This is a genomic window from Acinetobacter sp. 18QD2AZ41W (genome assembly GCF_009829025.1).
Classification (GTDB): domain Bacteria; phylum Pseudomonadota; class Gammaproteobacteria; order Pseudomonadales; family Moraxellaceae; genus Acinetobacter; species Acinetobacter pseudolwoffii.
Genome location: NZ_WURP01000005.1, coordinates 15,601 through 41,110 on the forward strand (window position 1 = coordinate 15,601; position 25,510 = coordinate 41,110).

The following is a 25,510-nucleotide window of genomic DNA, read 5'->3' on the forward strand; positions in this document are numbered from 1 at the left end:
GGACTTATTCCTTAAAAGAAATTTTTGCTTTCATGCAAATTTGACCATTGTCTTTTTGAATCCATAATTCTCCTTGCGTGGATTTAATGCTGCCATAGATTTGAAAATCATCAAAATCAAAGACTGGATTCACCGCACGAAACTCAAAATGAGTAATTTGTTTATCTGGATATTCTTGTTTGAAATGATGAATTAAAAGAGTGGCTAAAAGTGGGCCATGCACCACAAGGCCAGGATAACCTTCTTCTTGGGTGGCATAAGGACGGTCATAATGAATACGATGTCCATTGAATGTCACAGCCGAATACCTGAATAGCGTCACAGGATCGATAGGGAACGATTTTTTATAATCAAATGCTTTTGTTTCTGCATTTTCAAGCTGCTTCTGAGGAGCACGTTGTACCTGGTTGCTCACATCACGATACACAATGTCTTGTTCTTCAATGATGGCCAATTCATTTTCTGCATAAATTGAATGCTGAACGGTAACGAAATACATGTCACCGCTTTTTCCATGTTTGAGCTCAACCTTTAAAATCTCTGATTCACGACGTATGGATTGATGAGTGGCAATGGGTTTGATGAACTCTAAGCGGCTGCCTGCCCACATACGCTTAGGAAAAGGAATAGGAGGTAAGAATCCGCCTTTTTTAGGATGTCCGTCTACAGCAAGGTCTTGTCCGTTAACCAGGGGTAAAAAATAAAACCAGTGATATAAATGCGGCAAATCAGCCGGTAATTTATTTTCTTCATTGAGTAAAGTCTGCATCATTGCTACAGGACGATGATCTGAATAATCATCCAGTACTTCTTTTTTTCCAATCCAATTGCTATAGTTTTCCATGACCACTCCTTAATCCTTTATGTGTTTAAACCCGCTTGCTTCAAAATCTTTTGTGCTCTCAAAATGACGGGTAAATCAATCATTTTTCCATCCAGGCTGATGGCTTGGCCTTGGGCTTGATTAATAGCATCTAAAACACGCTGCGCCCATTCAATTTCAACATCTGTTGGACTAAATGCAGTATTCACAATATCCACCTGCTTTGGATGAATACAAAGTTTTCCTGCAAAGCCCAGATTCTTGGCTTGTAAGGTTTCCTTTTCAACTAAAGCTTCGTCTGTGAAGTCAACAGTAACCCCATCGATAGGAGACTCGATTCCTGCCAGTTTAGAAGCCAATACGAATTCATTTCGAAATGACAAAAGCTCCTCATAACCGCCTTGCATATTCATTTCTAACTGAAAATCAATTGAACCGAACATCAGTGCCTTAACCGATTTTGCTTGAGAAATTTGACGGATATTGGCAAATCCAAGCGGGGTTTCGATCAGTGCAAATATATCCATTGCACGAATAGCAGTCACAGCATCAATATCTGCAACAGATTCGGCTTTAGGTAACACAATTGCTTCCACATTGCTGAATTTTGCCAACTGAATATCGTCTGCAAACCATTCGCTGTTTTTTGAATTGATACGGATCATCACATTTTTGTGTGGATGCTCCATCAGCCAATATTTTAAAGTTTCTCGAGCTGAAATTTTTAAATCCACTGGAACCGCATCTTCTAAATCAACAATAATTGCATCCGCTGATGTGCTGAGCGCTTTTTCAAAACGCTCTACACGATTAGCTGGTACAAAAAGATAAGAGCGTGCAGATTTTTGTACTTTTTCCATGCTATAGCCTTTATTTAGAATGAGCGCGGTAAATCAAGTAAATGTTCAGCAACATAACTGAGAATTAAATTCGTCGAAATAGGGGCAACTTGATACAGGCGGGTTTCACGGAATTTACGCTCAATATCGTATTCATTGGCAAATCCAAAACCGCCATGGAATTGCAAGCAGTGATTTGCTGCTTCCCAGCTTGATTTAGCAGCCAGATACTTCGCCATATTTGCTTCAGCACCACAAGCCTGGCCATGATCAAATAGTTCACAAGCACGGAAACGCATTAAGTTTGCAGCTTCGATTTCAATGAAAGATTCAGCAAGCGGGAACTGCACACCCTGGTTTTGACCAATTGGACGGCCAAATACTTCTCGGTCTTTTACATATTTGGTTGCACGATCCATAAACCAATAACCATCACCAATACATTCAGCAGCGATCAAAGTGCGCTCTGCATTTAGGCCATCGAGAATGTATTTAAAGCCTTTACCTTCTTCGCCAATTAAGTTTTCTTCAGGAATTTCTAAATTCTCAAAAAATAACTCATTGGTTTCATGATTGACCATATTAGGAATAGGTTGAACGACCATGCCTGATTTCATCGCTTCCTTAATATCAACCATGAAAATAGACATCCCTTCAGATTTCTTTTTTACTTCAGCTAAAGGCGTTGTACGTGCAAGTAGAATCATCCAATCACTGTGCTGTACACGTGAGATCCACACTTTCTGACCATTAATCACATAACGGTCCCCTTTTTTGACTGCAGTGGTACGAATTTTCGTGGTATCTGTACCAGTTGTTGGCTCAGTGACAGCCATAGATTGTAAGCGCCATTCACCAGAAGCAATTTTAGGTAAATAAAACTCTTTTTGCGCCTGAGAGCCGTTACGTAACAATGTGCTCATGTTATACATTTGACCGTGACAAGCACCTGAATTCCCCCCGCTACGATTAATCTCCTCCATAACAACAGATGCTTCCGCTAAGCCTAACCCTGATCCCCCAAACTCTTCTGGAATCATAGCCGCGAGCCAGCCAGCATTGGTTAATGCATCTACAAATTCTTCAGGGTAGGCTTTTTTTTCATCAATATTACGGTGATATTCATCTGGGAATTGAGCACATAATGCACGTACTGCTTCGCGAATTTCTGAATAATTATTAAAAGTACTTTTCATTTGAATATCCTTATTTCGACCTATTCTTGTTATTGATCATATATTGCTATGGATTTAAAATTAAAATAGTATATTTTGATGGGTTGGATGCTAGAAAATTATCAAAATGGATATTAAACAATTACGTACATTTATTACTATTTTAGAGACGGAGAACTTAACCAAAGCAGCTGCAATGTTGAATATTGTACAACCAGCAGTAACTCGACAAATTCAAATGCTTGAAGAGGAATTAGGCGTAAAGCTATTTAATCGTTCTCGTCATGGTATGGCGCTTACTGATGATGGTAAAGTGCTTGAGCCTTATGCAAGAAGGATTTTGGAGGACATCGAAAGTGCCAAATTAGAGTTAACTGCAAATAAAGGGATGATTCGAGGGAAAGTTCATATTGGTGTATTGTCGAGTATTAGTGAATTACTTTCCACTTTGATTATGAAGTTGATCAAGGAGAAGTATCCTGAAGTACAAGTAAAAATATCAGTGGGATATTCTGGGCATTTAAAGGAATGGTTAGAGGCTGGAGATATTGATTTAGCTTTAATGTATGACGCTACACCTTCTAAGCTAATTGATTTGACTCCGTTGGTAAAAGAGCCACTATTTTTAATAGGATCGGCTCAATCCACACTTCAGCAAAATGAAGTCCTTGAACTTAAAAAAATAGAGGCATTTCCATTAATTTTACCTTTTCACCCTCATCGATTGCGCTCTCTGATTGAGCAGGCTTATAAGCAAAATGGATCTAACTTAAAGATTTATGCTGAAACTAATGATTTGAATATACAAAAACAGCTAGTTATCCAGGACTTTGGTTATACAATCTTACCCCTAGTTTCTGTAATAAATGAGTTTAGGGCAGGATCAATTAAAGTTACTCCAATTTTAGACCCCGCATTTTCTCGTGTGATTACTTTAGCAATGCACTCTACAAGAAATATTCCCAAGCATATTAGGATCATTTCACGTGAAATTATTGGTTGTGTTGAGCAATCTATTGATGAGAAAAAATGGCCGAATGCTCAATGGATATATGAAAGTTAGTATCTAACCCGAATCCTTTTTAAGCCAATGACCCCATAATTTGAATTTTTGGGTTATTTTGATGAGTGAGTTGATATGCGCATAACGATGCGTAAATCCCTTGAGCAAACTATGAATACTATTTGCTTTGCTTGTCACTAAGTTGTATTGACCTTATTTCTTGTTCGGGAACCTTCTATTCTCAAATGTTTGGTTTTGGGCTCATCTATTCATGCTATATCGCACCAATAGATGAGCCTTGAGGTCTTTCAGGAATTGAATGTTATTCTACCACTGCCTCTACTTCCTTAAGCATGGCTTGCATGCCTCCCAGACTGTCATTGATCAAATACCAGGTGCTGGAATCCAGAAAAACAATATGGCCATTTTGGGCAGCTTTGGTCTGTTTGACCAGGTTATTGTCCAGTACCTTGCGTGCACCGCCATCACCTTCGGTAATCGCAGCACTGCGGTCAATCACAAACAGATAGTCCGGATTTTTTTCAGCAATAAATTCATGCGATACAGACATGCCATGTGTCCCCACCTTGATACTTGGGTCCGCTGGCTGGAAGCCGTACAGGTCATGAATCAGGCCAAAACGTGAACCCACGCCGTAAGCAGATAGTTTGTTGTTATTGACCAGAATCACCAATGCGGTCTTATCCCTAGTTTTTTCCTGCAAAGCCTGGATGTCTTGAGACAGTGTACTCAGCTGTTGTTCAGCCTCAGTACGTTTGCCCAGCATATCCGCAATGTTCAAGGTATGCTGACGGAAGGAATTAAAACGGTCGCTATAATCCACCTGATTGAAATACACCGGGGCAATTCCCTGAATCTGACCCATCAGGTTTTCCATGCGTCCGCTCATCAGAATCAGCTGCGGCTGGCTTTCGGCAATTTTTTCCAGATTGGGTTCCTTCGCTGTACCGACATTAATATAGCTCTTGCTATTAAACTGCTGTAGTGCTGCCGGTAATGGCGTGCCTTGCGGTAACGCCACCACTTTATCGCTGCCGCCCAAGGTATGGATAGTATTTAAGGAGTTGGTATCCAGAACGGTGATCCGGCTTAACTCCTTGGGAATGCTGATTTTACCAGCCTGACTTTCAAACTGCTGCATTTCAGCCGCCGTGTTCTGGCCAGAAGGCGCATCAGTCGGACTGCATGCGGCCAGCAGACCAGTAACAAGCAGTACGGATACGGTGGTTTTAAATGGCATGAATGTCTCCTAACTAATAAAATACAAACCGAGCTGATGTTGCTGAATCTGCTGAATCGGAATATGAAAATCGAAAATATCCTGCAAAATATCTTCATGCATGATTTGCTGCGGTGTGCCCTGATAGACGAGCGCACCGTGTTTCATGGCAATGATCTGGTCGGCATAGACCGAAGCAAAGTTGATGTCATGAATCACCACAATAATTGACTTCCCATGATTGACACACAGATCCTTAAGGACTCGCATGATCTGGGCTGAATGTTTCATATCCAGATTATTCAGCGGTTCATCCAGCAGGATATATTTGGTGTCCTGCGCCAGTACCATGGCAATATAGGCACGCTGGCGTTGTCCACCTGACAGTTCGCTCAGTTGCTGGTGTCGCATCGGCTCCAGTTCCATATACTGGATGGACTGATCAATCATCTGATGGTCCCGAGCAGTCAGATGGCCACGTGAATATGGAAACCGCCCAAATGCCACCAGGTCTTCAACCGAAAGACGCAATTCGGTATGGTTGGCCTGTTTTAAAATCGCCATTTTTCTGGCGATCTCGGCATTTTTCATCTGCTGCAAATTTTGCCCGTCCAGAGAAACCTGGCCAGAGTCCGGGCTGATGAGCCGGCTGATGATGCCGAGCAGGGTACTTTTACCGGCCCCATTCGGCCCAATAAAGGCTGTGAACTGTCCTTCAGCAATTTCAAGAGACACCTGTCTGACCACGGGTTTTTCATGGTAATACTTGTCAATATGTTCTAAGACAATTGCCATTTTTTATTGTCCTTCAATAAGATCCAGAAAAAGTACAGTCCGCCAACAAAGTTGATGATGACACTGAGCGTGGTTCGCAGATTCAACAGATGCAGCACGATAAACTGGCCGACCAGCAGGGCCAGGATTGCAACCAGAATCATTCCGGGAAGTAGAATCTGATGTCGATGGGTTTTAAAAATTTCCAGACTGATATTGAGTACCAGAAGCCCCAGAAACATCATTGGACCGGCCAGCGCAGTGGCCGAAGCCAGTGCCAGCACCACCAGAATCAGCGAGATCCGGCTTTGGCGGTCATAATTGAGTCCCAGATTCAGGGCATGATCACGACCCAGCGCCATCACATCAAAAATCCGCACCTGACGCAGACAATAGATCAGGATGGGCAAGATGGTCAGCGTCGACAGGATCAGGGGTTCAATTTTGACAAAATTGAAACTGGCAAAACCGGCATAGACTGCGACCTGAAACTCGTCCGGATCCAGCAGTACTTGAATAAAGGTGCTCATACTGTCAAATAAGGTCGCGCAGATCAGCCCGACCAGCAGCAGGAAATAGATATTTTTTTCTGCTACTTTTTTGAAAATAAAATGGTAGAGCAGTAGCGCAAAAGCCAGCATCAGCGCCAGCGAAATAAAATAATCCGCCACGATATTCAGCGACAAGAGCGCACTGGCTCCAAAGGCATAAATGATCAGGTTTTTGGACAACTCATAGAGTTTGTCCAGACCCAGCGCTTGCGGGGTGACCACCCGGTTATTGACGATACTGTGAAAAATCAGGGTTGAAATCCCGACAGCAGTACCGGCAATCACAATCCCGCAGACGGTTTTAAAACGCAGACTGAGTGCATAACGCCAGGCTGGCCCCAGATCCCAGCACAGATACAGCAACAGACTGGCCAGTACTGCGCAGCTCAGCAATAATAATTTTGCCGAATTAGACATGACGATAACTCCGGATCAGCAGCCACAGGAAAATTACACTGCCAAATACACCCATGATCAGACTGATCGGAATTTCATAGGGATAGATAAGGATGCGGCCGAATACATCACAGATGAGCACCAGCAAGGCACCCAGCAGGGCAGTCGGCGCCAAGGTTTTACGCAGGTTATCACCCAGATACAGGCTGACAATATTCGGGACAATCAGACCTAGGAAAGGAATCGCACCTACGGTAATCACCACAACGCCGGTAATCACCGAAACCAGGATCAGGCCAATAAATAAAGTCTGGCGATAATTCAGCCCCAGATTGGATGCAAAATCCTGTCCCAGTCCGGCCAGTAAAAAACGCTGAGCAAAAAGATAAATAATAAAAAACAGCGGTACACTGAGATAGATCAGTTCGTATTGGCCGTTTAAAATGGTGGAAAAATCTCCCTGTAGCCAGCCAGCGAGACTTTGCAGTAGATCCATTTGCAGGGCAATAAAGGTGGTAAAGGCCGAAATGATACTGCCGAAGATCATTCCCACCAGGGGGACAAATACCGTATCGCGATGTTTTAGCCGCGATAAAATCGCCATAAAGCCCATTGCGCCGAGCAGGGTTACTACAACTGCAAAACCGGTTTTTAGAAAAATCGATGCAGTTGGCAGCAGAATAATTGAAACCAGTACCCCGAGACGGGCACAGTCATATAATCCGGCCGTGGTCGGGGAGACAAAACGATTGCGGCTCAAGGTCTGCATGATCAGGCCGCAAACACTCAGCCCCGCACCGGCAATCAATATGGCCATTAAACGTGGAAAACGGCTGGTCCAGAACAGTTGCCAGTCATGTGCCTGTCCTTGTAATAGACCCTGCCAGCTCATATCTCCGACACCGACTGACAAAGATAATCCTGCACAGAGCAGGAGTAGGATCAGCAGATAGCGGTATTTTCTCATGGAGTTTTCATCAGGAATCAGGCGATATAAATATGGAGAAAGCGCATGACAAAGCGTATCACTATGCCGCGATCTTTCACTTCATGAAGATCATGATTTGCTCATGAAGCAAGCGATTTAAAATTGAAATAGAGCTAAAGCTTAACCAAATAATAAATGTTAATCATTCTCATTATTGTAAATTAATATAAATAAAAATGGGAAATAAGAGCATATAAGCAACGTAGCGTTTTATATTTGCAACAGTAAGTTTGAAAAACTTAGCTTATAGGGCTTATAAATGCTCTAATTTGTTGAGTCAGTGCTGGATTTTTCCAGTATAAAATCAATCAAGGTGCGTAATTTTTTGGGAATATACTGGTCCTTGCTATAAACCAGATTCAGTTGGCTATCCTGATAGCCGGCTACATCCAGATGCGCTTCAACCAGCTCGCCACGGGCGAGATGGGCATCGATGGCGAGCCGTGGCTGATAAATCACACCCAGACCATTCAGCGCCAGATCAATCAGGATCAAGCCATTATTACTTCTACTATTACCACAAATTTGTACCTGACGGTTCTGGCTAAAATGCCAGAGCTGGGGTCCGGCAATCTCTGACTGGGAACAGCCCAGACAGTTGTGCTGGCTCAAATCATCCAGACTGCCCGGCAGACCGTATTTTTGCCAGTAGGCCGGACTGGCAGCCACCACCATTTCCACTTTTGCCAACAAGGGACGGGCAATTAAATAGGGTTCAACCTGCATCCCGAAGCGCAGAATCAGATCTAGCTGTTCCTTTAACAAGTCAGAACGCTCGTCGGAAATCTGGATTTCCAGCTCGATCTGTGGGTAAAGGTGCTGGAATTGTTGCAGCTGAGGCAATAGATATTTCTGTCCCAATACGCTTGGCATGGCCAGACGGATTTTGCCTTTGACTTCGGTCTGATCACGTAGCAGATTGCTTTCAGTCTCTGCCAGATTGTTCAGAATTTTTTCACAGGTCTGTAAGTACTCGGCGCCACTACGGGTCAGTTCCAGCCGCCGGGTACTGCGCTGTAGCAATTTAAGTTGCAGATGTTGTTCCAGACGTTGTATATGCCGGGTCACCATTGCCGCCGAAATATGATGCTGTTCAGCAGCCCGTATAAAGCTGCCAGCATGCGCCACACTGATAAAAATTTGCATGCTGGTCAGTTTGTCGAACATAGATTATTTATAAATAGTGAATAATGACATTACAACTATGCTAATTATTAAATAAAAAAACAAGTCTATAGTAAGTTGAATCTCAGTCATTGGATTCAGTACATGCATATTTCATTAGATCAGAAAACCGCACTGGTCACCTCCGCTACTGCCGGGATCGGTTTTGCCATTGCTCAGGGTCTGGCTGAAGCAGGTGCCAAGGTATTTATTACTGGCCGTCAGACAGAGAAAGTCGATCAGGCGGTGGCCCAGCTAAAACATCAATTTCCTAATGCCGAGATTTCTGGTTTAGCACTGAATGCTGCCACTGCAGAAGGCTGTGCACAGATTATTGCGGCCTTACCTCAGGTCGACATTTTGATTAACAACCTGGGTATTTATGGTACCTGCGAATTTAGCCAGATTTCGGATCAGCAATGGTTTGAGTTTTTTGAAACCAATATCATGAGCGGGGTGCGTTTGAGCCGACATTATATGCAGGCTATGCAGCAGCAAGGCTGGGGCAGAATCCAGTTTATTTCCAGTGAATCGGCTTTTAATATTCCGGCCGACATGGTGCATTATGGCATGACTAAATCGGCGATTCAGGGCGTATCGCGTGGTCTTGCCAAGGCACTGGCAGGCAGTGGCGTCACAGTCAATACGGTCTTACCAGGGCCGACCAAAACCGAAGGTGCAATTGTCATGCTGCAAAATATCGCCCGGGAACAGGGTTGCAGCCTGCTTGAAGCTGAACGTTATTTTATTGAACAGCACCGCAACAGCAGTATTATCCGCCGTTTTGCCGAGCCACAGGAAATTGCCAACATGGTGGTTTATGTTGCTTCGGAACAGGCCAGTGCCACTACAGGTGCGGCGCTACGAGTAGAAGGCGGGATTGTCGATAGTATCCATTAAGTAAAAAACACTACGGCTAACTGATTGAAATATCCCTGAAGGCGTTGGCCAGAATGCTTGCGAGTGTTTTGGCTGGCTAGTGGGTTGCTAAGACGCTACAGGATGAGCGCTACTATCCGGAACATGATGTGCTTCATTATCAAGCCGCTTCAAGGACTGTGAAATTCATGGCTTTAGCCTATGAAGGATACTTCATTGCTGGCATTATAAGAAGACAGGATCAGTTGTAATAACAGCTTGTCTTCAATAGCCCTACCGGATTCGGGTGGACTGCCACCACTCTCCCAGATAAATATCGTCTATTCTTTTTGCATAGAGAGAACATTATGAGATTAAAAATTAAATACCTAATACAACCTGATATGGTTTAAATCCATCTAATACAGCCTCAGAAACTAGCTGAATAAAGGCATCAGTTTTGTCATAAGCCATCCATTCATATAACGCTTCATAGTAGGCTAAGCGATTTTCGACTGTAATAACGCAAGGAGGATATCCAGCTTTGAGCAACTCAAGGTTCATCAAGAGACGCGATGTACGACTATTACCATCAAGAAATGGATGAATACCAACAAAATCCACATGCATTTTAGCTGCACGTTCAACAGGGTGAAGCTTATATGCCTCCGAATTGTACCAATCGACAAGTTGAGCCATCTTGTCATTTAATAATGTATAGTCGGGAGGGGTAGTCGTAGCACCAGAAATCAATACGTTTTGCTGGCGATAACGTCCTGCATTGTCATCATCAATATTTTTTAGAATGAGCTAATGAATATTACGAATTTGCCATTCAGAAAAAGGCACCTCTTTTCGAATAATATCTTCAACATAATAAATTGCATTTCTATGATTGATCGCTTCAAAGTGATCTTTCAGTGTTTTACCGCCTACAGCGATGCCCTCTAAAACTACTTTAGTTTCTAGCAGTGTTAGTCTATTACCTTCTATTGCATTTGAATGGTAGGTCCAGCGGAGAAGAATATCTTCTGATAAATTCTTTATAGTTATTGGGGAGAAGGGGCGATGCAGATCTAATTTTTTCTTTAGATCATCAATAGCTTTAAACATTACCCAATTCCTGAATCCATCTCAATGAATGATACATTAAAAAAGAGAAGATAATATGTAATGATATATCGTTACATTTTTATGTTGGTTTGATGATGCTATGATTAGTACACCATTTCAAATCCTTAATTGGGATTTGAACAAAACTACTTTGTGATTCAATACACTAAATCTAATTTGGGTCAAAATTGGGTCATTGAATTTTTGTATTTGATAAAATTTATTTAAAATCAATAGTTTGAGATTTGAGTTCAATTGACGCCATCTCAGAAGAGAGGCGGCATAAATATTATTACTAGAAAATCCAAATCTGATGCCGCCATAGATATCTATAATTTTAAATGCTCTAAGGTTGAAATAAAGTCGGTAAATTTCTCACCTTGAATCACGACATGTGCTTTCAGTAAAGCCTCGGCTTCTTGTTCATTGCCTGCAAAAATGGCCTCTAAGATTTCACTATGCTCTGTAAAGGAATGAGTCATTCGATGGTTGACACGGAGTTGTAGGCGACGGTACGGGTGCAAACGTTTGTGTAAAGTGCAGGCTTGTTCAATTAAAAAGGCATTATGACTAGCTTTATAAATGGCAAAGTGAAATAAACGGTTGGCCTCATAATAATTTTCTGAGTCGTTCTGATTTAAATAGTCCTGACATAACTGATGTAAGTGCTTTAATTCTTGCTTTTCTTCAGGTTGAATACGTCGTGCAGCCAGTCGTCCACACATGGCTTCTAACTCAGCCATCACTTCGAACATTTCACAAAGGGTGAGTGAGTTAATGGCTGGAATAATTGCGCCACGACGTGGGCGAATTTCAACCAAACCTTCAGCGGCCAATAGCTTTAATGCCTCACGGATCGGGGTGCGGGAGGCACCGTAGCGTTCACACAGCTCTTGTTCATCCAGCTTAGTCCCAGGCAGGAAAAAACCATAAATAATATCATCCTCTAACTTTTTACTAATTTGAATAGAAAGAGGAAGTTCCGCAATTGAAGTCATACATCACCAAAAAATTGTATACAATTTATGTTTATTTGAGTACAAGGCATTGTACACTGGATACAGATAAGCTATAACTATACCAAATTATAAGTCAGATTATTAGAAGTGCTGCATGATCCAGGGAGGATTCAGCAATGATTATTTACGGAACAGCCATACTGGCAGTCTGCCATTTACTTGGTGTTTATCTAGGCAATGCCCTTGGGATTGCACTCGGTGTCCAAGCCAATGTAGGTGGTGTGGCAATCGCCATGATTTTATTAATTCTATCGAAAGAACTATTAGCTAAACGTGGACACTTACCTCAAGTGACTCAATTTGGTGTGCTGTACTGGTCAGGTATGTATATCCCGATTGTAGTTGCAATGTCGGCAGGCCAAAATGTAGTTGCTGCTATGTCAGGCGGGATGTTGGGCCTGATTGTTTCGGTTGCATCTTTGATTGGCACCGTCTTGGTGATTCGTTGGTTGAATAAATCCAGTGGCGATTATCAAAGCTATGAATGGGCGGTAGAGCCGACTGAAAAAGCCACTTAAGGACAAGAGTGTTGTCATAACACGAAATAACAATCAGCTGTACGGTTGCAAGGAAGGAACGCAATGGAAGAAATAATTACGGTTTTTACCAAAAATGCCCTCGTCGCGGCGCTCGCAGTGACCGGTTTGATGATGTATGTATCGCATCTTTTGTCGAAATATCTCACCAAAGGCAAATTACAAAGCTCAGCCATCGCCATCACAATGGGGTTGGTCTTGGCCTATTTTGCAGGAATTTATACTCAAGGTGAAAAGGGCATTTCAGATATCGCCATTTTCTCAGGTTTTGCTTTACTCGGTGGCGCCATGATTCGTGACTTGGCCATTGCCTCAACGGCGTTTGAGGTTGATGTCAAAGAAGTGAAAAAAGCAGGAAAAGTGGGTTTGATCGCACTTGGACTGGGCTGTGTAATTCCATTTTTGATTGGTGCACTGGTGGCATGGTTGATGGGCTATAAAGACCCCGTTTCAATGACTACAATTGGTGCAGGTGCAATGACTTATATCGTTGGACCAGTGACAGGTTCAGCCATTGGTGCGAGCTCAGAAGTGATTGCCTTATCAATTGCAATTGGTCTGATTAAAGCAGTATTTTTCATGGTGGGAACCCCTCTATTTGCGAAATTCATGTATTTGAAAAGTCCACGTTCTGCCATGGTTTTTGGTGGAATGGCAGGATCGACTAGTGGTACAGCAGCAGGTTTAGCAGGAACTGATGTGCGTTTGGTGCCATATGGTGCATTAGTCGCAACTTTTTATACCGGTCTTGGTTGTTTACTTGGTCCGTCAGTTTTTTTCTTACAATCAATGCCATCTTCGGCTAAGCACAGCATAAAGGTGACTCCATGAACCAAATGGTTAAGACGCGCTTATGGGATAAGCAGCGCACCCGTAGACAAGAAAAACTGAATCTTGCGAAAGAAAAAGGGTTTGTAAAACAAGTTGAGCATGCTCGGGTGATTGAACTTTTGGAAACCGTGATTTCCAGTAGTGATCGCGTTTGCTTAGAAGGTAATAATCAAAAGCAGGCTGATTTCCTGTCAAAGAGTTTAAGTCAATGTAATCCAGAGGTCATTCATGACTTACATATCGTGCAGTCGGTATTGGCTTTACCCAGTCATATTGATGTATTTGAAAAGGGCATTGCCTCTAAAGTCGATTTTTCCTTCGCAGGTCCTCAAAGTCTGCGTCTAGCACAATTGGTACAGCAGCAAAAAATTAGTATTGGTTCAATCCATACTTATCTAGAGCTGTATGGACGTTACTTTATTGATCTGACACCAAATGTCTGTTTGATTACGGCACATGCGGCTGATCGTGAAGGTAACCTTTATACAGGTGCCAATACTGAAGATACACCTGCAATTATTGAAGCAACTGCATTTAAAAGCGGTATTGTGATTGTACAGGTGAACGAAATTGTAGATAAGTTACCGCGTGTCGATGTACCCGCTGACTGGGTTGATTTTTATATCGAAAGTCCTAAGTACAACTATATAGAACCGTTGTTCACACGCGACCCTGCACAAATTACGGAAGTACAAATCTTAATGGCAATGATGGTCATTAAGGGAATATATGCACCTTATAAAATTCAGCGATTAAATCATGGCATTGGTTTTGACACTGCTGCGATTGAATTACTACTACCTACCTATGCAGCCTCCTTAGGATTAAAAGGACAGATCTGTACCAATTGGGCATTAAATCCACATCCGACTTTGATTCCAGCCATTGAAAGTGGATTTGTTGATTCGATTCATAGCTTCGGTTCTGAAGTAGGGATGGAAGACTATATTAAAGAACGTTCAGATGTTTTCTTTACAGGCAGTGATGGCAGCATGCGTTCCAATCGAGCCTTTAGCCAGACTGCAGGTCTATATGCCTGTGACTTATTTATTGGTTCAACTTTACAAATCGATTTACAAGGCAACAGTTCAACCGCAACAGTGGACCGAATTTCTGGTTTTGGCGGTGCACCAAATATGGGTTCCGATCCCCATGGGCGTCGTCATGCCAGTTATGCATATACCAAAGCTGGCCGTGAAGCGGTGGATGGCAAAATGATCAAAGGCCGTAAATTGGTAGTGCAGATGGTCGAAACCTACCGTGAACATATGCATCCTGTATTTGTAGAAGAGTTAGATGCGTGGCAGTTACAGGAAAAAATGGAGAGCGAACTCCCGCCAATCATGATTTATGGCGAAGACGTAACCCATATTGTGACAGAAGAAGGCATTGCCAACTTACTGTTATGTCGCACACCTGAAGAACGTGAACAAGCGATTCGTGGTGTGGCAGGTTATACACCCGTAGGTATACAACGTGATGAGGCCAAAGTGAAAGAGTTACGCCAGCGCGGCATTATTCAACATCCAGAAGATTTGGATATCGATCCAACACAGGTCAGTCGTGATTTGTTGGCGGCAAAATCAGTAAAAGATTTAGTTAAATGGTCGGGTGGTTTATATAGTCCCCCGAGTCGCTTTAGAAATTGGTGATCGACATGGAAAAGTTAAAATTTGAATTGCAATCAGCACCGCTAAGTGCTCAACAAGCAGCTGTCATTTGTGGTGTAGTAGGATCTGGAAATTTAGAAGTCTTAGTTTCACAGCATGATCAGGCGGATATTTGTCAGATTGAAGTCACTACTTCAGCTGTTGGTTTTCAACATGTTTGGCAGTCAGTATTGAATGAGTTTGCACAACGTCATGCGGTGGCAGGGCTTAAATTTCAGTTAAATGATATGGGGGCGACTCCAGCGGTGGTAAACCTGCGCTTAAGCCAAGCAATATCTATGTTTAAGGGAGTATAGAACATGGATCAAATGATGCTCAAAAACAGTTTTTATGAAAAAACCGCACGTGCGCGTATTCAAGCGGTCGTCGATACTCAGAGTTTTAATGAAATCTTAAAGCCAACTGAGGTTGAAGTCAGCCCACATCTCTCTGCTTTGGATATTCCGGGAAGTTTTGATGATGGCGTGATTATTGGTACAGCGCGTTTGAATGGAACACCAGTGCATATTATGGCGCAAGAAGGCCAGTTTATGGGCGGTGCTGTGGGTGAAATCCACGGGGCGAAAATTGTCGGTCTCTTGCATAAAGCTATTCAAGATCAGGCACAAGCAGTACTGTTTTTTGTCGACTCAGGCGGCGTGCGTCTGCATGAAGCCAATGCTGGTCTTATCGCAATTTCCGAAATTATGCGTGCCATGTTGCAGGTACGAAATGCGGGGATTCCGATTATTACTGTGATTGGTGGCACCTGTGGCGCTTTCGGTGGTATGGGTATTAGCGCTTGTTTGAGCAGTACCATCATCATGACCGAAGAAGGGCGTTTGGCGCTATCTGGCCCAGAAGTGATTGAAACGGTCAAAGGCGTAGAAGAGTTTGACTCGAAAGATCGTGCATTGGTTTGGCGTGTTACAGGCGGTAAACATCGTTATTTGCTGAATCACGTACAGGCTTTGGTTGAGGATGATATTGCCGACATTCGTGATGCAATTTTAACGCATCTCGACGTTAAGGTCGCTTCTTTAGACTTAGAACAATTATTGCAACAGCAACAACAACTTGAACAGCAGTACCAACACTGGTTCGGTAAAAATGATGGTCTACAAATTTGGCACGAGATGGGAATTTTCCAGCCAGAAAAGATTCCAATGTTGTCTGCCCATGAAGTTGTATTGTTAAAGCAAGGATGAGCTCATGAATACAGAATTACTTTTACAACAGTTGTTTCCTCATCAACTGGATTATCAGATCGAAGGTTATGTAATTAAGGGTAGTGCGCAGACGGACGCAGGTCCGGTGCGGATTCTCGGCACAGTCAATGCAGCGCCGATTAATCAGCAAATTGCTATGGAACTGGCTGATGAAATCTTGAAGCTAGTGCAGCAGAAACAACAAATACCCGTAGTGTTTATTGTGGATACGCAAGGTCAGGACCTTTCTCGTGCAGATGAGTTACTCTGCTTAAACAGAACCTTTGCCCATTTGGCATCCTGTGTAGATTTACTGCGCAGAAGTGGGCACGCCAACCTCGCGATTATTTTTGGCCAAGCCGTAAGTGGTGGATTCCTTTCCTATGGCTTAATGGCGAACGAAGTCTATGCACTGAGTGATTCCCAAGTCAAAGTGATGGATCTTAACGCAATGGCAAGGGTGACAAAAATTCCCGCCGATAAGTTAAAAGAACTTTCACAAAGTTCAGCTATTTTTGCTCCCGGTGCGGAAAACTTTTACAAGATGGGTGCAATCAATGCCATTTGGCCAGATTTGGAGACCGATTGGGTTAGCCAAGTGCTGTTAAATCAACAACAACATATTGAATCTTATCTTGTGGATCAGCGTCGTATAGTTGGGCAACAGCGTCAAGGACGCGTGTTGTGTAATCACATAATCGAGAAAGTCGTTCATAGTTAAGGAAAGCAGATATGGATCGTCATGACTTCGCTTATCTGCGTGATTCAGCCACTTTACAATTTTTGGATGTTTCTTTACCTGAAACAGTGAAACTGAAAGTGTCTCAATTGCTGAGCCAACATGTTCCAATGACTGTTTGCCGGCAGGAAGGGCTGGATGCGGGACAGGTGAAGTTGGCGATCAACTGTTTGGTGGAAGGTTATAAATATCGTGTAGCCTGTTGGGTCGCAGAATACAATATTGAACAGATCACTCGACCGCTTTCCCTACGGGCCTTGTTAAAAGCTGACTTACAGATCTTCCAGCGTGAGATCCTAAGTGATTTTGCAGACAAGCTAGAACAACGAGGCTGTGAAGTATATGTCTATGGCTCTTATGCCTACCAAGCTCTCACGCGGGAGGCCTATGTCAGACCGGTTTCAGATTTAGATATGCTGTTATATCCACAGCATCAAAATGATGTGCCGGAAATTTTACAGTTAATACAGCAAGTCCAGGCACAGAGTTCAGTTCATTTAGACGGCGAGATTCAAATCCATCCAGACTGGCATGTGTCTTTTAATGAGTTAATTACAGTTTTTCCTGCAATGAAACAGCAAGTGATTGTAAAAGGAATTCAGCGTGTGGATATGCTGAGATTAGAACAACTATTTGAAGGGAATCTTGAATATGCACATGCTAGCATCAGGTGAAGTTTTACGTCCGAATATTATCAGTACTGCTGAACGCTTAGACCATCTGGCTTGTATGGCACTATTGGATGAAGCTAGCTTAGAACATAAGCCCGGTTTGGTTTGTCCAAGTTCGCAGGGCAGTCATAGTGATATGGACTTTAGCTTATTCCAATCCAGTGTCGATGCTTTACAAGGCTATTTTCAGGCGCAATGTTTAAATGGCTATCGCAATGTTGAATTAGAAAAGATTCGGCAGTGTGGCATTTTAGCTGAACAAAAAATGATGAGTGCAACAAGACAGATTAATACGCATAAAGGTGCGATTTTTAATTTGGGTTTTGCCAGTGCTGCAGCAGGACAGTGTTTAGCAGCCAACAGTCAGTTAAACGCAGGCTCAATTAGTCAAAAAATTCAAAATACTTGGCGTCATGATCTATTAAATCATTTGCAACGTGACCCGAATAGTCATGGACAACGTATGCGTCGCCAATATGGCATCACAGGCGCGATTGAAGAAGTAGCTTCAGGTTTCAAAACAGTGATGGAGGTTGCTCTACCAGCATATATCGACATTTATGCCAAAACAGCCAATATCCAACAGGCTTCAATTCAAAGCCTATTCAGCCTTATGGCCTATGTACAAGATACCAATATTGTTTGGCGCGGCGGTTTATCGGCCTTATATCTTGTGCAGGATATAGCAAAACAGTTTTTAGCAAGGGGTGGTGTACTACAACAGCACTGGGTAAAAGATGTGTCTAAAATAGAGAATTATTTTGTTCAACAGCGTTTAAGTCCAGGTGGTAGTGCAGATTTATTGGGAGTAACTTTGTTCTTGCTAAAGGTAGAAAATGAATTTCGCAATCATATTTAGTGGTCAAGGACTTCAGAACTTAGCGCATGTGCATGAGCTCCGAAGCATGGCGAAAGAACTGCAAGTAGTAGATGAATTAAAACTGTATTTGCCGAAGCTATTTTGTTCAGATTTGACCGAAGTTGATCTGTATCCGAATGAGTTCGCGCAGCCTTTTATTTTTGCTTTGCAATGGTGTCGTTGGCAAAAGTTAAAACCTGAGATTGAGGACCTTATGAGCTTCTCAGGTTATTCACTCGGAGAGTTAAGTGCACTCATTTGTGCAACGCAGATAAGTTTGGAACAAGGCTTGTATTTAGCCCAGCAGCGTGCCTCGTTGATGTCTTCAGCTGCCCAGGACGCAAGTGGCTTAATGGCTGTCCAGGGAATTAATTTCAATACGCTTCAAGAGTTGTTGACAGAAACGTCAACCGCACTTTCTATTAAACTGAGTGATAGTAGTTTTGTCGTGGGGGGGGCTGATACGAATTTACAGCAGCTGGCTCAGCAACTCGAATTGCGAGGAACACGTTTTGTTAAACGGTTGAATGTTACCATTGCATCGCATACCGTATGGATGGATGCTGCAGTACAGCCGTATCAGCAGGTTTTACAGCAACAAGACTTTGCTCATTTATGCACGGCCATGATCAGCGGTTCGGGTGGACATAAGTTTTTTAAGACCACAGATGCAGTTAATGCGCTGATTCACCAAATGAATCATGCTATTGACTGGGATGCCTGTTTAACAGTAATACAAGAAAACCAGCCTGATGTAGTATTAGAAATTGGGCCGGGCAGTGCCTTGAGTAAAATGCTATTAGAACGCAATCCAAATTGTCTCGTGCGTGCAGTGGATGATTTTAAAAGTTGGTCTGGGTTCCAGGTATGGTTAGACAAACAGTCCAGGATGTAATTTAGAAAATGTGAAGATTAATTATGGATAGGTCTTTGTCTTGCAAATATATTTGAAATATTTATTTGGCCAAATCCTTAATTTAAATTCAAAATTACTTGATAGGGTTTAAATCCTTCGATTACTGCATCCGAAACCAATTGAATAAAAGCTTCGGTCTTCCCATATGCCATCCACTGATCCAAAGCCTCATAGTAAGCCAAGCGATTTTCTACAGTGATAACACAAGGCGGATAGCCAGCTTTTAATAATTCAAGATTCATCAATAGACGTGATGTACGCCCATTGCCATCAATGAATGGATGAATGCCAACAAAATCAGCATGTACTTTGGCTGCACGTTCAATTGGATGCAGCTTATGCGCTTCACTATTATACCAGTCTACTAATTGAGTCATCTTGTCATTTAATAATGTGTAATCAGGCGGGGTAGACGTAGCACCTGATATCAGAACGTTTTGCTGACGATAACGTCCAGCATTATCATCATCAATATTCTTTAAGATAAGCTGATGGATATTACGAATTTGCCACTCAGAAAAAGGCTCCTCTTTCCGAATGATATCTTCAACATAGTAAATTGCATTTCTATGGTTGATCGCTTCGAAGTGTTCTCTTAATGCCTTTCCACCAACAGTAATACCTTCGAGTACTACTTTTGTTTCTAGCAGGGTGAGGGTATTACCTTCAATTGCATTTGAATGATAGGTCCAACGGACAATAAGATCTTCTTGTAAATTTTTTACAATTGATGGAGAAAGAGGGCGATGTTGATCTAATTTTTTCTTTAAATCATCAATAGTTTCAAACATAACCTTATCCCTGAATTTGTCTTAGTCGATAATACATGAAAAAAGAAATATCAGAAATGTAGTGATATATCATTACATTTTATTGATTATAAAAGTAGTAATTGGAAGGCTTCCAGTATTCTAGACACAAGACAGCCTTATTTCGAAGATACATTCTTGTTCATTTCACCCATACATCTATGGCATGTTGTAGATGACTAGTTTTGACATAAAGCATTGCACCTGATGGACCTGCCTGAAATTTAGCAGCACTATTGAGGGGAAGACGGACCCACGAACCTGCTGGATATATTTCAGTGCCGCAAAATAATTGACCTTTAATAATGAACAATTCAATCCCTTGTTCTGATTTCTCTACGAAAATTTGATCAGGTTCTAGCTTTTCTAAATAGGTCTGCTCATGTTCAGATTGAAATAGCGGGCATATCATCCGACGTTGGGTAAGCTTCCAATTCGCTAAGTCATTGGTGTTAATCCGGGTTGGTTCTCTCTCATGTTCAGTCATTTGCATCAGTTTCACAAAGATTAAACAACCTGTTTTACTGGAAACCCGATGAGTTGAATGATGGGGGTTACGTAAATACCAGCCTGCCGGATAATCATCTTCAGCATTCTCGGTAAAAATGCCTGACAATATGAGGACTTCTTCACCCAAAGGATGTTGATGTTCAGGAAAGGCAGATTCTGGTGCGTATTTCACAAGACTAGTTGCACGTGCTTTCTCATCGCCAATACGATCAAGCATCATTCTATCGACTTCACCTCCTGGAGGTTTTACCCAATGGTAATCCTCTGGCTTGATGATGACGGGTTGTGAGAAATCGGCATGAATAAACATAATGTTGTCCTGTAATGAAGAAACCTATGTATTTTAACGAGAATGCACAGATTTATTTTAAAAGAAATAGCGATTAGTGAGCTCACTGTTTCAGAAAAGATAAGCATGTCGATAGCAGATATTACTCACTAAGCTATGAAATATTAATATTTTAGAGTTTAATCAACTGTGCTTTGTTTTTACATCAATGAGGAATGGCATGAAATATCAACCGCCTTATACGATCACCTCTAAAATTATTCACTTGATTGCACAAATTAGTGAATCAATAGGGCGTTTGACTGCATTAACTCAAATCCAAGATAGCCTTAAATTGCGAAAAGCCAATCGTATTCGAACGATTCAAGGGTCTTTAGCGATAGAAGGAAATACCTTGAGTACAGAGCAAATCACAGCGATCCTGAATGGCAAGACCATTATCGCTCCACCTAAAGAAGTTCAAGAGGTACGTAATGCCCTAAAGGCATATGAAGAAATTCAAGATTGGAATCCTGATCAAGAATCGCATTTGCTGAAAGCACATCAAATATTGATTGCAGGACTGATTGATGAAATTGGACAGTATCGTCATGGCGGTGTTGGTGTGATGTCAGGGGATCGAGTCGTGCATATGGCTCCGCCTGCAAATCAAGTCCAGCGTTTAATGAGAGAGTTATTACAGTGGTTGGCTGAAGGTAATGAGCACCCATTAATTCAGAGTTCAGTATTTCATTATGAATTTGAGTTTATACATCCATTTGCTGATGGCAATGGGCGGATGGGGCGTTTATGGCAAACTTTAATCTTAAGCCAGTGGAATCCTATTTTTCTCAACATCCCTGTAGAAAGCTTGATTTATCAAAACCAAAAAGCTTATTACCATGCATTGCAAGCGAGCACAGATCGTTCAGATTCTGCACCTTTTATTGAATTTATTTTGCAGATGATTTTAGATGCAATACTCAGTTCTGATGCCAGCGATCAAGATACCGCTCAAGCTAGCGTACAAGTTAGCGATCAAGTTAAACGTCTCGTCCAGAAGATGGAGCAGAAGGAATATAGCTTAGCTGAGCTTATGGCTCTATTAGACTTGTCCCATCGAGCAACATTCCAAAAAAATTATTTAACTCCAGCATTAGAAGCCGGTGTGATTGAACGCACCTTTCCTGATAAGCCTAAGAGTCCTAAGCAAAAGTACAAATTAAAAAATTGAACTATACTGAGGTGGATGTGATTATTAATATCATAATGAGCTAATTGAAATGTTATAACATTACATTTATTTCTAGGTGTAATTTGCTGCTATAATGCCGTACGCCACTTCAAATCCGAATTCAGGATTTGAACAAGATTTTAAAGTGATTCAATGCACTAAATCTAATTTGGGTCAAAATTGGGTCAATGAATTTTTTTATTCAATAAAAGAGCTTTAAAATGAATGAGTTAGGTTTTGAGTTCAATTGACGCCACCTCCACCAAAATTCAACTTCATATGATCTCATATGATCTCATATGATCTCATATGACATCTAAAGGCATGAAAATTAAACATTTTCATGCCTTTTTTGTTTCTTATAGTGTCTTACGGTTTCATACAGTCTCATGCGTTGTGTTGGTATAAGTGTTGGTATAAAACTATTTCCAAGCTAATTTTTGGAATAGATAAAAGTGTTAAAAGCTCAACAAATTAAAGATGCTAAGCACTCAGGAGTAGGTAAAGCTCCACTCAAGTTGAGTGATGGAAATGGTCTTCAACTTCATGTTTTTGCCAATGGTAGAAAAACATGGATTTATTCTTATCGCTTTAAAGGTAAACAAAAAAATATAACTTTAGGTAAGTATCCTCAAATGACTGCAATTGTTGCTCGAAGCAACGCAGCTAATTTAAAAAAGCAATTAGAGGAGAATCCTGATCAAGATCCTTCTATAGGCAGTACAAAGAATAAGAAAGTAGAGTTAGATAATTCTAAATTATTCAGAGTCGTTGCTGAAAAGTGGTTTATGTCTAAAAAAGATTCTCATGCTTCTACGACATATAACAGAAATTTAGGAGCAATTAGAAAGCATATTTTTCCAATGCTAGGTGATAAATCAATCGATGATATTACTCAAGATGAAATTTTAGATATAGCAACCAAAATGCAAGCTAACGGTACAATTGAGATGGCTAAAAGGGTTGTTCGTTTAGTTGGTCAAATCTATAGATTTGCAAGAAGAAAATTAAAATTGACTAAAAATAATCCAACTATTGGTTTGGTCGAAGATTTAGATGATCATAAAGTTAAGCACATGCCAAGAATATCTATTCTTGAATTACCTCAATTGATCACTGATATACAGCGTTATCAAGGTGATTATACTTCTGTTTCAGCTATCAAAATGATGATGCTATGCTTTGTTAGAACAGGCGAACTTAGAGGCATGCAGTGGCAAGAAATAGATTGGGAAAATAAATTATGGAGAATTCCAGCTGAGAGAATGAAAGGTAGAAAACCTCACTTAGTGCCTTTATCAGAGGAAGTATTACAAATTTTAAATAACTTAAAACGAATTAATTCTCAAAGTCAGTTTGTCTTTTCCAGTTCAAGAGCGAAAGACGGCATGATAAGCAGTCACACGATTTTGGGTGCAATAAAAAGAATGGGATACTCAGGTAAGATGACTGGACATGGTTTTAGAGGTTTAGCATCTACTTTCTTGCATGAGCAAGGTTATTTATCAGATGCTATTGAAAGACAATTAGCTCATGTAAAGAAAGATAGGGTCTCATCTGCATATGATCACTCTGTTCATCTTGAGACAAGAAGAGAAATGATGAAGTTTTGGAGTGAGTACTTAGTCTCTAAAGGACTTGTAATTAAAGCTCTTTAATCATTCAAGGGGCAAAGCTAAAGCCCCCCCCTTTTTATACTGGGTGGAGAAGGATAGCAATTACTAAATCAATGCTTGTTTAATGTTATCTAAAAACGGCTTTGTTGCACAAAGATTTGAAATGCAAAGCGCCCCTAATTGAGCCAAATTTAAGGCGTAACTTGGGTAAGTGGTCGACCTAATTCCGTAAATCTGTTGAGGACTGCTACACGTGCATGAATTTCATTCACCTGACTAGGAAAGCTTCTTGCCATTAATTTATCGCCTAATAATTTGATGCAATGCATCTTGGTTTCCACCAAACTGCGGCGATGATAGCCTGACCATTTTTTCCATAGTGTCCTGCCTAAACGTTTAACTGTTCGAAGTAATTCATTTCGTTCTAGCGAGCTACTCTTTGTATCTTTCCATGGTTTCGCATTTTTTCTAGGTGGAATCACCGCATGCCCTTGCCGATCTGCAATGACCTGACGGCATTGCTTGGTGTCATAAGCTCCATCGGTATAAACAGAGTCAATCCGCTCATCTTGTGGAATCTGATTAAGTAAATCACCAAGCACCTGTGAATCACTGACATTATTGGTTGTAAGCTGAACTGCTCGTATTTGCAGGGTTTTGGCATCTATACCAATATGTAGTTTACGCCATTGGCGACGATATTCAGGTCCATGTTTCTTGCGCTTCCATTCGACCTCACCTAGAAACTTCATGCCTGTAGAGTCCATGAGTAGATGCAGCCCATCGCTACTTTTTTGGTAGCTGATTGCAATATCAATATGCTTTTGTCTTCTACAAAGCGTACTGTACGAATATCACTGATATTCGGGGCTGCTCAGCCGCAAAGTTTAATCAGACTTTGCACAAAGCCAGTAACCATACGTAAAGACAGACGGAATAAGGATTTAATCATTAAGCAGCATTGGATGGCTGCGTCGGAGTAGGTTTGATTTCGCCCTTGTTTGCCTTTTGATGGCGCATACCATTGCGTAGCAGGATCAAACCAAATGGCAATATTTCCGCGACTCATGAGTGCTCGGTTATATGCGGGCCAATTGGTTGTGCGGTAGATTTTGTGTGTAGGCTTCTTCATTTGAAAATTATATCGCTGAAAAAGCCTTTACAGATAGGTTTGTGCAACAAAGCCGTTTAGAGTATTTATTTACATAAATACCAACCATAAGCATTTTCCCAAATACTACGACCAGCTTCTAAGGGAATCCCATCAAAATGAACACTTGGAGAAGCTTGAATACCGCCAGTATTGGTTAACCATCCTCTCAAACTGATTTTTATATTTTTACCATCATTTGAAAATTGCTCTAAACTGCCAACAGCTACGCCATTAGCTTTTTCATATTGTAGTTGACCTAAAACATAAAGATTTGTAGGAAAATTGAGCGTAACGTCTTTACAAACTTTACTACCAATATTTCTGGAAGTTGGTTTATTTGAATTTAAGAAGTTAGTATAGGTCTGTTGTTTTGCTTTTTCTTGTGCTTGATGCTTTTCATTTAAAGCTCGTTGTCTAGATTGCTCAATATCCTGTTGTACTTGACGTTTAAAGTAAAAACCCGTTACATCAGAAGATGGCATTATTTCGGTTTTAAGAGTAACCAATCTTGAAGGGCTTTGTTGCACAAACCTAGCATCAAAAGCTTATTCAGCAATATAATTTCAAA

General features: G+C 41.4%; 24 protein-coding genes and 4 pseudogenes. 13 read left to right on the forward strand and 15 right to left on the reverse strand.

What is annotated here, in order from left to right:
- Positions 1-4: 4 nt before the first annotated feature.
- The 3 genes from GVV58_RS08910 to GVV58_RS08920 are packed head-to-tail and all read right to left on the reverse strand — an operon-like array spanning position 5 to position 2,858.
- The gene (locus tag GVV58_RS08910; protein WP_159516370.1) at positions 5-844 is read right to left on the reverse strand and encodes a MaoC/PaaZ C-terminal domain-containing protein; all 840 of its coding nucleotides are present in this window, start codon (positions 842-844) and stop codon (positions 5-7) included.
- Positions 845-861: 17 nt separating this feature from the next.
- Complete coding sequence (locus tag GVV58_RS08915; RefSeq protein WP_159516371.1) at positions 862-1,683, reverse strand: CoA ester lyase; 822 nt, start codon at positions 1,681-1,683, stop codon at positions 862-864.
- Between the two features lie 14 nt (positions 1,684-1,697).
- A complete protein-coding gene (locus tag GVV58_RS08920; protein ID WP_159516372.1) occupies positions 1,698-2,858 on the reverse strand; it encodes an acyl-CoA dehydrogenase family protein in 1,161 nt (386 codons plus the stop codon).
- A gap of 106 nt (positions 2,859-2,964) precedes the next feature.
- Here GVV58_RS08920 and GVV58_RS08925 point away from each other — a divergent pair, with 106 nt between their 5' ends.
- Positions 2,965-3,900: a LysR family transcriptional regulator gene (locus GVV58_RS08925; RefSeq protein WP_159516373.1), complete on the forward strand. Its 936-nt coding sequence runs from the start codon at positions 2,965-2,967 to the stop codon at positions 3,898-3,900.
- A gap of 19 nt (positions 3,901-3,919) precedes the next feature.
- Here the strand turns inward: GVV58_RS08925 and GVV58_RS08930 are convergent.
- The 6 genes and pseudogenes from GVV58_RS08930 to GVV58_RS08955 form a co-directional block, all read right to left on the reverse strand.
- Positions 3,920-4,059: pseudogene (locus tag GVV58_RS08930) on the reverse strand (IS982 family transposase); the annotation flags it as partial.
- A gap of 103 nt (positions 4,060-4,162) precedes the next feature.
- Complete coding sequence (locus GVV58_RS08935) at positions 4,163-5,101, reverse strand: ABC transporter substrate-binding protein (RefSeq protein ID WP_159516374.1); 939 nt, start codon at positions 5,099-5,101, stop codon at positions 4,163-4,165.
- A gap of 9 nt (positions 5,102-5,110) precedes the next feature.
- The gene (locus GVV58_RS08940) at positions 5,111-5,875 is read right to left on the reverse strand and encodes an ATP-binding cassette domain-containing protein (RefSeq protein WP_159516375.1); all 765 of its coding nucleotides are present in this window, start codon (positions 5,873-5,875) and stop codon (positions 5,111-5,113) included.
- Complete coding sequence (locus GVV58_RS08945; RefSeq protein ID WP_159516376.1) at positions 5,860-6,822, reverse strand: iron chelate uptake ABC transporter family permease subunit; 963 nt, start codon at positions 6,820-6,822, stop codon at positions 5,860-5,862. Before GVV58_RS08945 ends, GVV58_RS08940 begins: the two co-directional genes overlap by 16 nt.
- Positions 6,815-7,768, reverse strand: a complete 954-nt coding sequence (locus tag GVV58_RS08950; RefSeq protein WP_159516377.1) for an iron chelate uptake ABC transporter family permease subunit — start codon at positions 7,766-7,768, stop codon at positions 6,815-6,817. The genes GVV58_RS08945 and GVV58_RS08950 overlap by 8 nt, the downstream gene beginning before the upstream one ends.
- Positions 7,769-8,053: 285 nt before the next feature.
- Positions 8,054-8,956 carry a LysR family transcriptional regulator gene (locus tag GVV58_RS08955; protein WP_159516378.1) on the reverse strand — a complete coding sequence of 301 codons (903 nt, stop codon included), beginning with the start codon at positions 8,954-8,956 and terminating at the stop codon, positions 8,054-8,056.
- Positions 8,957-9,058: 102 nt separating this feature from the next.
- Here GVV58_RS08955 and GVV58_RS08960 point away from each other — a divergent pair, with 102 nt between their 5' ends.
- Positions 9,059-9,853, forward strand: coding sequence for an SDR family oxidoreductase (locus GVV58_RS08960; RefSeq protein ID WP_159516379.1), 795 nt, complete (start codon positions 9,059-9,061; stop codon positions 9,851-9,853).
- Between the two features lie 339 nt (positions 9,854-10,192).
- On the opposite strand, the pseudogene GVV58_RS08965 reads toward GVV58_RS08960, so the two are convergent.
- Together GVV58_RS08965 and GVV58_RS08970 are read right to left on the reverse strand one after the other, a co-directional pair.
- Positions 10,193-10,924 (reverse strand): annotated as a pseudogene (locus GVV58_RS08965) (Fic family protein).
- 329 nt (positions 10,925-11,253) lie between these two features.
- Positions 11,254-11,922, reverse strand: coding sequence for a GntR family transcriptional regulator (locus GVV58_RS08970; protein WP_005107676.1), 669 nt, complete (start codon positions 11,920-11,922; stop codon positions 11,254-11,256).
- Positions 11,923-12,059: 137 nt separating this feature from the next.
- Here GVV58_RS08970 and madL point away from each other — a divergent pair, with 137 nt between their 5' ends.
- The 9 genes and pseudogenes from madL to GVV58_RS09015 all read left to right on the forward strand — a co-directional run bounded on the left by madL (position 12,060) and on the right by GVV58_RS09015 (position 19,331).
- Positions 12,060-12,461, forward strand: a complete 402-nt coding sequence (gene madL, locus GVV58_RS08975) for a malonate transporter subunit MadL (protein WP_005107673.1) — start codon at positions 12,060-12,062, stop codon at positions 12,459-12,461.
- A gap of 63 nt (positions 12,462-12,524) precedes the next feature.
- Positions 12,525-13,285, forward strand: a pseudogene (gene madM, locus GVV58_RS08980) (malonate transporter subunit MadM).
- A gap of 21 nt (positions 13,286-13,306) precedes the next feature.
- On the forward strand, positions 13,307-14,962 hold the full coding sequence (gene mdcA, locus GVV58_RS08985) for a malonate decarboxylase subunit alpha (protein WP_074383152.1): 1,656 nt from the start codon (positions 13,307-13,309) through the stop codon (positions 14,960-14,962).
- Positions 14,963-14,967: 5 nt separating this feature from the next.
- Positions 14,968-15,276 carry a malonate decarboxylase acyl carrier protein gene (gene mdcC, locus GVV58_RS08990; RefSeq protein WP_005107668.1) on the forward strand — a complete coding sequence of 103 codons (309 nt, stop codon included), beginning with the start codon at positions 14,968-14,970 and terminating at the stop codon, positions 15,274-15,276.
- A gap of 3 nt (positions 15,277-15,279) precedes the next feature.
- Complete coding sequence (locus GVV58_RS08995) at positions 15,280-16,167, forward strand: biotin-independent malonate decarboxylase subunit beta (RefSeq protein WP_159516380.1); 888 nt, start codon at positions 15,280-15,282, stop codon at positions 16,165-16,167.
- A 4-nt stretch (positions 16,168-16,171) separates the two neighbouring features.
- Complete coding sequence (locus GVV58_RS09000) at positions 16,172-16,888, forward strand: biotin-independent malonate decarboxylase subunit gamma (protein ID WP_005107664.1); 717 nt, start codon at positions 16,172-16,174, stop codon at positions 16,886-16,888.
- A gap of 11 nt (positions 16,889-16,899) precedes the next feature.
- On the forward strand, positions 16,900-17,580 hold the full coding sequence (gene mdcG, locus GVV58_RS09005) for a malonate decarboxylase holo-[acyl-carrier-protein] synthase (RefSeq protein ID WP_159516381.1): 681 nt from the start codon (positions 16,900-16,902) through the stop codon (positions 17,578-17,580).
- Entirely contained in the window at positions 17,558-18,436 is an 879-nt protein-coding gene (mdcB, locus tag GVV58_RS09010; RefSeq protein ID WP_159516382.1) for a triphosphoribosyl-dephospho-CoA synthase MdcB, read from the forward strand. Before mdcG ends, mdcB begins: the two co-directional genes overlap by 23 nt.
- The gene (locus GVV58_RS09015; protein ID WP_104500046.1) at positions 18,414-19,331 is read left to right on the forward strand and encodes an acyltransferase domain-containing protein; all 918 of its coding nucleotides are present in this window, start codon (positions 18,414-18,416) and stop codon (positions 19,329-19,331) included. Before mdcB ends, GVV58_RS09015 begins: the two co-directional genes overlap by 23 nt.
- A 77-nt stretch (positions 19,332-19,408) precedes the next feature.
- Here GVV58_RS09015 and GVV58_RS09020 read toward each other — a convergent pair whose 3' ends face one another.
- Entirely contained in the window at positions 19,409-20,143 is a 735-nt protein-coding gene (locus tag GVV58_RS09020) for a Fic family protein (protein WP_075168122.1), read from the reverse strand.
- A 160-nt stretch (positions 20,144-20,303) separates the two neighbouring features.
- On the reverse strand, positions 20,304-20,981 hold the full coding sequence (locus GVV58_RS09025) for a cupin domain-containing protein (protein ID WP_159516383.1): 678 nt from the start codon (positions 20,979-20,981) through the stop codon (positions 20,304-20,306).
- 199 nt (positions 20,982-21,180) lie between these two features.
- Here GVV58_RS09025 and GVV58_RS09030 point away from each other — a divergent pair, with 199 nt between their 5' ends.
- Positions 21,181-22,173, forward strand: coding sequence for a Fic family protein (locus GVV58_RS09030; protein ID WP_159516384.1), 993 nt, complete (start codon positions 21,181-21,183; stop codon positions 22,171-22,173).
- A gap of 455 nt (positions 22,174-22,628) precedes the next feature.
- On the forward strand, positions 22,629-23,831 hold the full coding sequence (locus GVV58_RS09035; protein WP_159516385.1) for a tyrosine-type recombinase/integrase: 1,203 nt from the start codon (positions 22,629-22,631) through the stop codon (positions 23,829-23,831).
- Between the two features lie 149 nt (positions 23,832-23,980).
- Here the strand turns inward: GVV58_RS09035 and GVV58_RS09040 are convergent.
- Positions 23,981-24,921, reverse strand: a pseudogene (locus GVV58_RS09040) (IS5 family transposase).
- 65 nt (positions 24,922-24,986) lie between these two features.
- On the reverse strand, positions 24,987-25,469 hold the full coding sequence (locus GVV58_RS09045) for a hypothetical protein (protein ID WP_159516386.1): 483 nt from the start codon (positions 25,467-25,469) through the stop codon (positions 24,987-24,989).
- Positions 25,470-25,510 lie beyond the last annotated feature (41 nt).

Coding starts and splice junctions, on each gene's coding strand:
- GVV58_RS08910 (WP_159516370.1), bottom strand. CDS start 844: ATGGAAAACTATAGCAATTGGATTGGAAAAAAAGAAGTACTGGATGAT.
- GVV58_RS08915 (WP_159516371.1), bottom strand. CDS start 1,683: ATGGAAAAAGTACAAAAATCTGCACGCTCTTATCTTTTTGTACCAGCT.
- GVV58_RS08920 (WP_159516372.1), bottom strand. CDS start 2,858: ATGAAAAGTACTTTTAATAATTATTCAGAAATTCGCGAAGCAGTACGT.
- GVV58_RS08925 (WP_159516373.1), top strand. CDS start 2,965: ATGGATATTAAACAATTACGTACATTTATTACTATTTTAGAGACGGAG.
- GVV58_RS08935 (WP_159516374.1), bottom strand. CDS start 5,101: ATGCCATTTAAAACCACCGTATCCGTACTGCTTGTTACTGGTCTGCTG.
- GVV58_RS08940 (WP_159516375.1), bottom strand. CDS start 5,875: ATGGCAATTGTCTTAGAACATATTGACAAGTATTACCATGAAAAACCC.
- GVV58_RS08945 (WP_159516376.1), bottom strand. CDS start 6,822: ATGTCTAATTCGGCAAAATTATTATTGCTGAGCTGCGCAGTACTGGCC.
- GVV58_RS08950 (WP_159516377.1), bottom strand. CDS start 7,768: ATGAGAAAATACCGCTATCTGCTGATCCTACTCCTGCTCTGTGCAGGA.
- GVV58_RS08955 (WP_159516378.1), bottom strand. CDS start 8,956: ATGTTCGACAAACTGACCAGCATGCAAATTTTTATCAGTGTGGCGCAT.
- GVV58_RS08960 (WP_159516379.1), top strand. CDS start 9,059: ATGCATATTTCATTAGATCAGAAAACCGCACTGGTCACCTCCGCTACT.
- GVV58_RS08970 (WP_005107676.1), bottom strand. CDS start 11,922: ATGACTTCAATTGCGGAACTTCCTCTTTCTATTCAAATTAGTAAAAAG.
- madL (WP_005107673.1), top strand. CDS start 12,060: ATGATTATTTACGGAACAGCCATACTGGCAGTCTGCCATTTACTTGGT.
- mdcA (WP_074383152.1), top strand. CDS start 13,307: ATGAACCAAATGGTTAAGACGCGCTTATGGGATAAGCAGCGCACCCGT.
- mdcC (WP_005107668.1), top strand. CDS start 14,968: ATGGAAAAGTTAAAATTTGAATTGCAATCAGCACCGCTAAGTGCTCAA.
- GVV58_RS08995 (WP_159516380.1), top strand. CDS start 15,280: ATGGATCAAATGATGCTCAAAAACAGTTTTTATGAAAAAACCGCACGT.
- GVV58_RS09000 (WP_005107664.1), top strand. CDS start 16,172: ATGAATACAGAATTACTTTTACAACAGTTGTTTCCTCATCAACTGGAT.
- mdcG (WP_159516381.1), top strand. CDS start 16,900: ATGGATCGTCATGACTTCGCTTATCTGCGTGATTCAGCCACTTTACAA.
- mdcB (WP_159516382.1), top strand. CDS start 17,558: ATGCACATGCTAGCATCAGGTGAAGTTTTACGTCCGAATATTATCAGT.
- GVV58_RS09015 (WP_104500046.1), top strand. CDS start 18,414: ATGAATTTCGCAATCATATTTAGTGGTCAAGGACTTCAGAACTTAGCG.
- GVV58_RS09020 (WP_075168122.1), bottom strand. CDS start 20,143: ATGTTTGAAACTATTGATGATTTAAAGAAAAAATTAGATCAACATCGC.
- GVV58_RS09025 (WP_159516383.1), bottom strand. CDS start 20,981: ATGTTTATTCATGCCGATTTCTCACAACCCGTCATCATCAAGCCAGAG.
- GVV58_RS09030 (WP_159516384.1), top strand. CDS start 21,181: ATGAAATATCAACCGCCTTATACGATCACCTCTAAAATTATTCACTTG.